A 5744-nucleotide genomic window follows, 5' to 3' on the forward strand; every position below is an offset into this window, starting at 1 on the left:
TATAAGATGAATATCTTACCTTATAGCTTCGTTATAATCATTTTGCTCCCGTTTGTTCCTGTACTGACCTGTTTGATACGAGTGGGCATAGGGGGTCGGGTGCCGTTAGCCTTCCTGTGGATATGTATGCTCTTGCTCTGCAGCCCCCGCATATGTCTCGGTATGGGCAGGACCGGCATGGTTCTTCCAGGTTTTCGCGGTTCTTGATCTGGTTGAATAGTTGTCCGTGCCATATGGCGGCCGCGGGCTTCTCCAGCAGGTTGCCGGCTTTTAGTGGTAGGAACGCGCATGGCCATACGTCACCGTTGGGTTTTATGTAGAACATTCCTCGCGCGGCTATGCAGCCTGAGACCCATTTCTTGGCTATTTGTGGGTTGAGTTTCGCCTTGTCGGCTAGGAGTGCGTAGTACCAGGGCATTGCTACGGGTATTATGAGGCTCTGGACTTCTTCCTGTGTCTTAGCTGCTGTTAATGCTAGGGTGTAGAATTGTCTTGGCGTCAGGGAGAGCCACTTGTTTTCGGCGCCTCGGCCTGTGGAGACGAACGTGTAAAGGAATACGACGTGTGCTCCTAGTTTGTCTGAGAGCTTGAGTAGTTGGGGGATTTCGTCGAAGTTGAGCTTGTTGGCTGTTATGTTTATCTGGACGTAGAGTCCTTGTTTTTTGAGGTTTATTATCCCCTTGACGGCTTTCCTCCAGGCGCCAGGGACGCCCCTGATCTTGTCGTGGATTTCGGGCCTGGTGGAGTCGAGGCTTACCGCGGCTCCCAGGACGCCGAGCTTGGCCATCCTCGCAGCTGTCTCCTCGTCTATGAGGGTGGCGTTCGTCGCGTAGACTACCCCGAAGCCCAGCTGCCTCGCGTAATGGGTGAGCTCCCAGATGTCTTTCCTGAGTAATGGTTCTCCACCCGTGAACACGAGGGTTCTGAATTCCCTCACCGTGGTTAAGCTTTCGATGACCTTCATGGCCTGCGGGGTGTCGAGCTCGCCGGGGCTCGGCCTGCCGGCCGCGGCGTGACAGTGCGCGCACCTGAGGTTGCACATCGTTGTAACCTCGTAGACTGGGTGTGGGGGGTAGCCGAAGCAGCCTATCCCTGTGGCGCCGTTGGCCGTCTCGACTAGGGGCTTCGCGTCCCTTATCCAGCGGGCGTTGAGTCTCCAGCCGGTCGCCTTTGCCACCGTGGCCGCTGAGAGGAGCTGCTTTGCCAGAAGGGTTGGGGGCACGTACCAGGGTAGCACGTGGCGTGTCATCTCAGTGCCACCCCTACGGCGCTAAGCAGGCTGAAGAGGATTGTGTGCCTGGCTACAAGGGGGTCGGCGTCTGTGGGTGGCGGCTCACGGAGTACCTTTAGGGCGCCGGCAAGCATGGGCGCCGAGAGGAGTGGGAGGAGTAGGGTGGGGCCGAGCGATAGGGATAGGGCTGACTGGATGATGTAGGCGGCGGCTATGTAGAGGAGGAACAGGGCTCGGGAGGCTTTCTTGCCGATTATCGTCTCGAGCGTCTTGACGCCCGCCGCACGGTCGGTGTCTATGTCCCGGATGTTGTTGGCCATGAGCACCGCTATCGTGAGGAGTATGGGCGGGAGTGAGACTAGGAGGGGTTGGAGGGATAGCTCGCCGCAGGCCATGTAGTAGACGCCTGGAGAGCTTGTGAGCCACCAGCCGAGGAGAAGGTTGAGGTGCCCCAATCCGCGGTACTTCAGCTTAAAGGGCGGGCCTGTATACGCGTAGGCGAGTAGGACGCCAAGGGAGGCGAAGAGGGGCGTGTAGGGTCTCCCGAGGAATGATGCTGCGAGCGACATTGTAATGGCTCCAGCCGCGAGGGCTAACCATTGGGCCGCGTGTCTTCTCAGCGAGACGCCCTCGACGAGTGGGTGCTTCCTGTAGGTGGCTGTGCCGACCCCGGGCCTGTCTACGCCGTAGACGTAGTCGTAGTAGTCGTTGACCATGTGGGAGAAGATCTCAATAATGGAGCCGCCGAGGAGACCGTATATCGCCCAAAGGGGGTTGAATCCGGGATGGGGGGCGGCTAAGGCTAGGACTGGGAGGCTGTAGATGATGTACATTATCACGGCCCAAATCCTGATCGCGTCTAGCAGCATACTGGTGTCGTTATGGTTAAGGAGCCCTCTCATTATATCTCTTGTGGATAAGCCTCTCACGGGTCAAGCCCTAAGGGATGCATCTTTCGGGTAGCATCTCATGAAGAGAAAGAGAGGCCTTTTTCACGTCAAAAACAGAAAAACACCTTAGGCTTAAGCTTTCACTCTGACTCTTTTTCTGGGCAATACCTTAGTAGTTGTACATCTTAGTTGAATTTTTTCTTAGTACACTGGGGAGTTAATTGGTATTACCCTTTATGCTCGCGTTAGGCTTATATAATAATACCAGTAAGTTTACTAGTAGAGTTACTAGTATGGTTAAGGTGTTAGGTAGGAGTAAGTTGTGGGGTAAGGGCTACACCACAGTACCAGTTTTGGTTAGGAGGTTCTTAGATTTAAGCGAAGGTAGTGAAATAGAGTGGGTGTTAAACGAAGACGGGAGCGTGCAGGTGAGGAAAGTTGGTTGACTATACACGCGTTAAGGTCAAGGTTTGGGAGTTTATAGACAAGTTTAGGGGTAAAGGCTTTAGTATGGGCGACGCTAGGGCCTACGTCTCGTTATTAGCAGACTTAAACATAGCTGGGGGCGAAAAAGACTATGCCGTAGCCCTCTACGAGGGCTACGAGGAAGCGCTATCCCTATATAAGTCCAAGGGGGCGTCAGCCCTGGCCGAGGACTACAAAATGAAAGTTAAGGAGTGGGCTAAGTTAGACAAGTTGTCGTTTTTGGTGAGACCGCCCCCGCGACACGGCCCAAACCTAAAACCGGTGATAAAAGGGGCGACTGTAGTCTCGCTGTTCACCGGGGCGTATGGGTTAGACATGGGTTTCGAGAGGGCCGGATACGACGTAGTCTTAGGCCTAGACGTCTCCGATACGTCTTACGTGAACTTCAAGGCGAACAGGCCAAAGACCCCATTCATACATGGCGACATAGCGGACTACAGCACCACCGATATACTTAAGGAGGCCGGCCTTAAGCCCGGGGAAGTAGACGTGGTGACTGGTGGCCCACCTTGTCAACCCTTCAGCACTGCGGGCAAGAGGGAGGGGTTAAAGGACTATAGGAGTAGAGCGCTAGTGGAGTTCATACGCTTTATAAAGGAGGCAAGGCCAAAGGCCTTCGTGATGGAGGAGGTCACGGGTATCTTGAACTCCAGGCTAGTCCACATACCTATAAAGGAGAGGGACAAGAGACCCTTGAGGCCTGAAGAGCAGCCCGGATCCCTGTGGAGGGTAGTACTAGACGCCTTACAAGAGACCGGTTACAGGATAACTTGGGGTGTACTGAACGCGGCAGACTTCGGTGCTCCACAAGACAGGGAGAGGGTCATAGTAGTTGGGGTGAGGCCAGACATAGGGGTGGCTCCTACGCTACCCCCGCCCTTATACTCTAGGATGCCCACTATCACTCTAACAGGTGTCACGTTACCCTGGGTCACGACTGCGGAGGCAATAATGGGGGTAAACGAGGACATAGGCTACGTCGACCTACCACCCAAGTACTCGAAGTACATCCGCTATGTACCAGGTGGGGGTAACTGGAGGCAGATCCCGGACGAGCTAAAGCCAGAGGCCATGAACGGGGCATACACCGCTGACGGTGGTAGGATGGGGTTCTACAGGAGGTTGGCCTGGTTCGAGCCCTCGCCTACCCTCGTCACTTCCCCAGCCATGAAGGCCACTATGCTAGTTCACCCGTGGCTCGACAGGCCCCTCGGCGTTAGGGAATACATGAGGTTACAAGGCTTCCCAGACGAGTGGAAGGTAGTAGTAGGCGTGCAAGAAGCGTATAAGTTATTCGGCGAAGCGGTACCCGTACCTCTGGCTTACGCGATAGCCGTGCATATAGGGGCGTTGTTGGGTTGGAGGGCCTCGTAGACGCCGTAATAAAGTGGGAAAAAGAGCACTGGGTGCCTTACCCTTGGCGTGTAGACAGGACTCCTTATAAAGTCTTAGTCGCTGAGGTACTGCTACAACGCACTACTAGGAAGGCCGTGTCGAGGGTTTATAACAGTTTTTTAATCAAGTTCCCAGACATAAGTTCCATCTACAGAGCTAGCCCTCAGGAGCTGGAGTTAGTACTGAAGCCAATAGGGCTATACAAGCAGAGGGCTACCAGATTAAAAGAAATCGCTAAAGCCATAGTCGGGGTATTCGGTGGTACTATACCTTGCGACTACGAGTCTTTAAACGGTATCTACGGGATCGGCCCTTACATAGCTGGTGCTGTGTTGTCTTTTGGGTGTGGCAAAAAGGCTCCTGTAGCAGACTCTAACGTCATGAGGTTGCTAGGAAGGGCTTTTGGGATAAAGGGTTACAGAGGTGCTATAAAATTCCTCTGGGGCATAGTACCAGAAAGCGGGCACGAGTTTTTCAATTACGGATTAGTAGACCTGGGCGCTTACGTGTGCACGTATAGGGAGCCTAAGTGTAGCGAGTGCCCACTAAGGCCATACTGTAAGTATTACGCTAGCTCAACTGCCTCAAGAGCTCGTTGACATCTTTATATTGCTTGCGCAACTGCTCTGTTATTTCCTGCACTTTTTCGTCTATTAACGCGCGTAAGTCTACACGTACCCCTATCTCTGAGGCCCTCTTTATTACGTAATCGTAGATGCTCTGGCCTAAGAGGACTTCGTAGACTTTCCTTCCCACTAAGACGTAATGGCCTGGGTCGTCTACTCTCGCACCAGCTACCCTTAACGATTCCCTCAATGTATTCACGACGTTAAAGGCACGGGGGCCATAAGTCAAGGCTAAATAGGGTCTGTACCCTTGCCCCTCGGCTTGAGCAGCTTCTCTCGCGAACTCGCTCAGTATGTCCTTGTTTATGTTGGCTGGCCCGCTCTTCACCGACACCACTCTCCCTCTGAACGTAGTGCCACCTTCTTTGTACTCCCCCTCTATGACTATGTCCCACCAACACACCCACTGCTTTGCCCCGCGCCCCATGCACCCAGGGTAGTCTTTTCCGCTTTTACCACCTAACAGCTCCCTCAGGAACTCCTCTATTACAGAGCCGAAACTAGTCCCTAGAGACCTCTCTACCCTTTTCTGGACGAAGAAGTACGCCACGTCTTCGAAGTCCTTTACGCCTAAAGACGCGAACAAGTATGGGTTTACCCCACCTTCTAATATGTCATCCACCTTTATACCTTTAACCTTGTCAGCTACCTTTGTGGAGAACTCCCTAAAAACTACTAGAGCCCTTTCTACTTTTTCCTTAATCTCTGGGGACGGATCCTCTACTGCCACGTATATAAATACATGGCTCTGTTAAATAAACCCCCCGTTAACGTCATTACGTGCCAGGAAACTTCTTAATCTCAAGTTACAGCACGGAGCTGATATAGTATTTTAAGGCATGGAGAGTTTATCGGCTGATTTAGGTATAGGTGCGACTATCTGCTGCATCCTCGTACACAGCTGCAAGCTGCGACCCCTCATGTCTAAGAAATCCCTCGATCCTCAATTGGTGCTTATCCGCATACTCCATGCCTTCAACTGTGGGGCTACCCAGAGCACCGTGTATTGGTATAGGGAGGCGCTTCGGAGCGGCCGCCGTACCAGAGGTGTGGCTCAGAGGCTTAGAGGAGTTGCCGGCTGGCTTTTCTGACGGCTTCGAGGCCCTCGGCGACGAC

At 53.3% G+C, this 5744-nt stretch carries 7 protein-coding genes; 4 read left to right on the forward strand and 3 right to left on the reverse strand.

The window, feature by feature from the left end; genetic code table 11:
* Window positions 1-37: 37 nt before the first annotated feature.
* Together ACP5KC_RS08520 and ACP5KC_RS08525 are read right to left on the reverse strand one after the other, a co-directional pair.
* Window positions 38-1249, reverse strand: coding sequence for a radical SAM protein (locus ACP5KC_RS08520; protein WP_428287277.1), 1212 nt, complete (start codon window positions 1247-1249; stop codon window positions 38-40).
* The gene (locus tag ACP5KC_RS08525) at window positions 1246-2100 is read right to left on the reverse strand and encodes a prenyltransferase (RefSeq protein WP_191118739.1); all 855 of its coding nucleotides are present in this window, start codon (window positions 2098-2100) and stop codon (window positions 1246-1248) included. The genes ACP5KC_RS08520 and ACP5KC_RS08525 overlap by 4 nt, the downstream gene beginning before the upstream one ends.
* Window positions 2101-2414: 314 nt before the next feature.
* Here ACP5KC_RS08525 and ACP5KC_RS08530 point away from each other — a divergent pair, with 314 nt between their 5' ends.
* From ACP5KC_RS08530 to ACP5KC_RS08540, 3 genes are read left to right on the forward strand one after another with little or no spacing between them, the layout of a single operon-like run.
* Complete coding sequence (locus tag ACP5KC_RS08530; RefSeq protein WP_428287278.1) at window positions 2415-2567, forward strand: AbrB/MazE/SpoVT family DNA-binding domain-containing protein; 153 nt, start codon at window positions 2415-2417, stop codon at window positions 2565-2567.
* Window positions 2560-3981: a DNA cytosine methyltransferase gene (locus tag ACP5KC_RS08535; protein ID WP_428287279.1), complete on the forward strand. Its 1422-nt coding sequence runs from the start codon at window positions 2560-2562 to the stop codon at window positions 3979-3981. The genes ACP5KC_RS08530 and ACP5KC_RS08535 overlap by 8 nt, the downstream gene beginning before the upstream one ends.
* Window positions 3966-4601 (forward strand): A/G-specific adenine glycosylase, encoded by a 636-nt coding sequence (locus ACP5KC_RS08540; protein ID WP_428287280.1) that lies wholly within the window; start codon window positions 3966-3968, stop codon window positions 4599-4601. Before ACP5KC_RS08535 ends, ACP5KC_RS08540 begins: the two co-directional genes overlap by 16 nt.
* Here the strand turns inward: ACP5KC_RS08540 and ACP5KC_RS08545 are convergent.
* The gene (locus ACP5KC_RS08545) at window positions 4573-5358 is read right to left on the reverse strand and encodes a PmeII family type II restriction endonuclease (protein ID WP_428287281.1); all 786 of its coding nucleotides are present in this window, start codon (window positions 5356-5358) and stop codon (window positions 4573-4575) included. The two genes, ACP5KC_RS08540 and ACP5KC_RS08545, sit on opposite strands and share 29 nt — an antisense overlap.
* Window positions 5359-5498: 140 nt before the next feature.
* Here ACP5KC_RS08545 and ACP5KC_RS08550 point away from each other — a divergent pair.
* Window positions 5499-5744: hypothetical protein (locus ACP5KC_RS08550; protein WP_428287282.1), on the forward strand; the 246-nt coding region annotated here is incomplete at its 3' end.

This window comes from Infirmifilum sp. (assembly GCF_049970975.1).
GTDB classification, from domain to species: Archaea; Thermoproteota; Thermoprotei; order Thermofilales; family Thermofilaceae; genus Thermofilum; species Thermofilum uzonense.

Coding starts and splice junctions, on each gene's coding strand:
- ACP5KC_RS08525 (WP_191118739.1), bottom strand. CDS start 2,100: ATGCTGCTAGACGCGATCAGGATTTGGGCCGTGATAATGTACATCATC.
- ACP5KC_RS08520 (WP_428287277.1), bottom strand. CDS start 1,249: ATGACACGCCACGTGCTACCCTGGTACGTGCCCCCAACCCTTCTGGCA.
- ACP5KC_RS08530 (WP_428287278.1), top strand. CDS start 2,415: ATGGTTAAGGTGTTAGGTAGGAGTAAGTTGTGGGGTAAGGGCTACACC.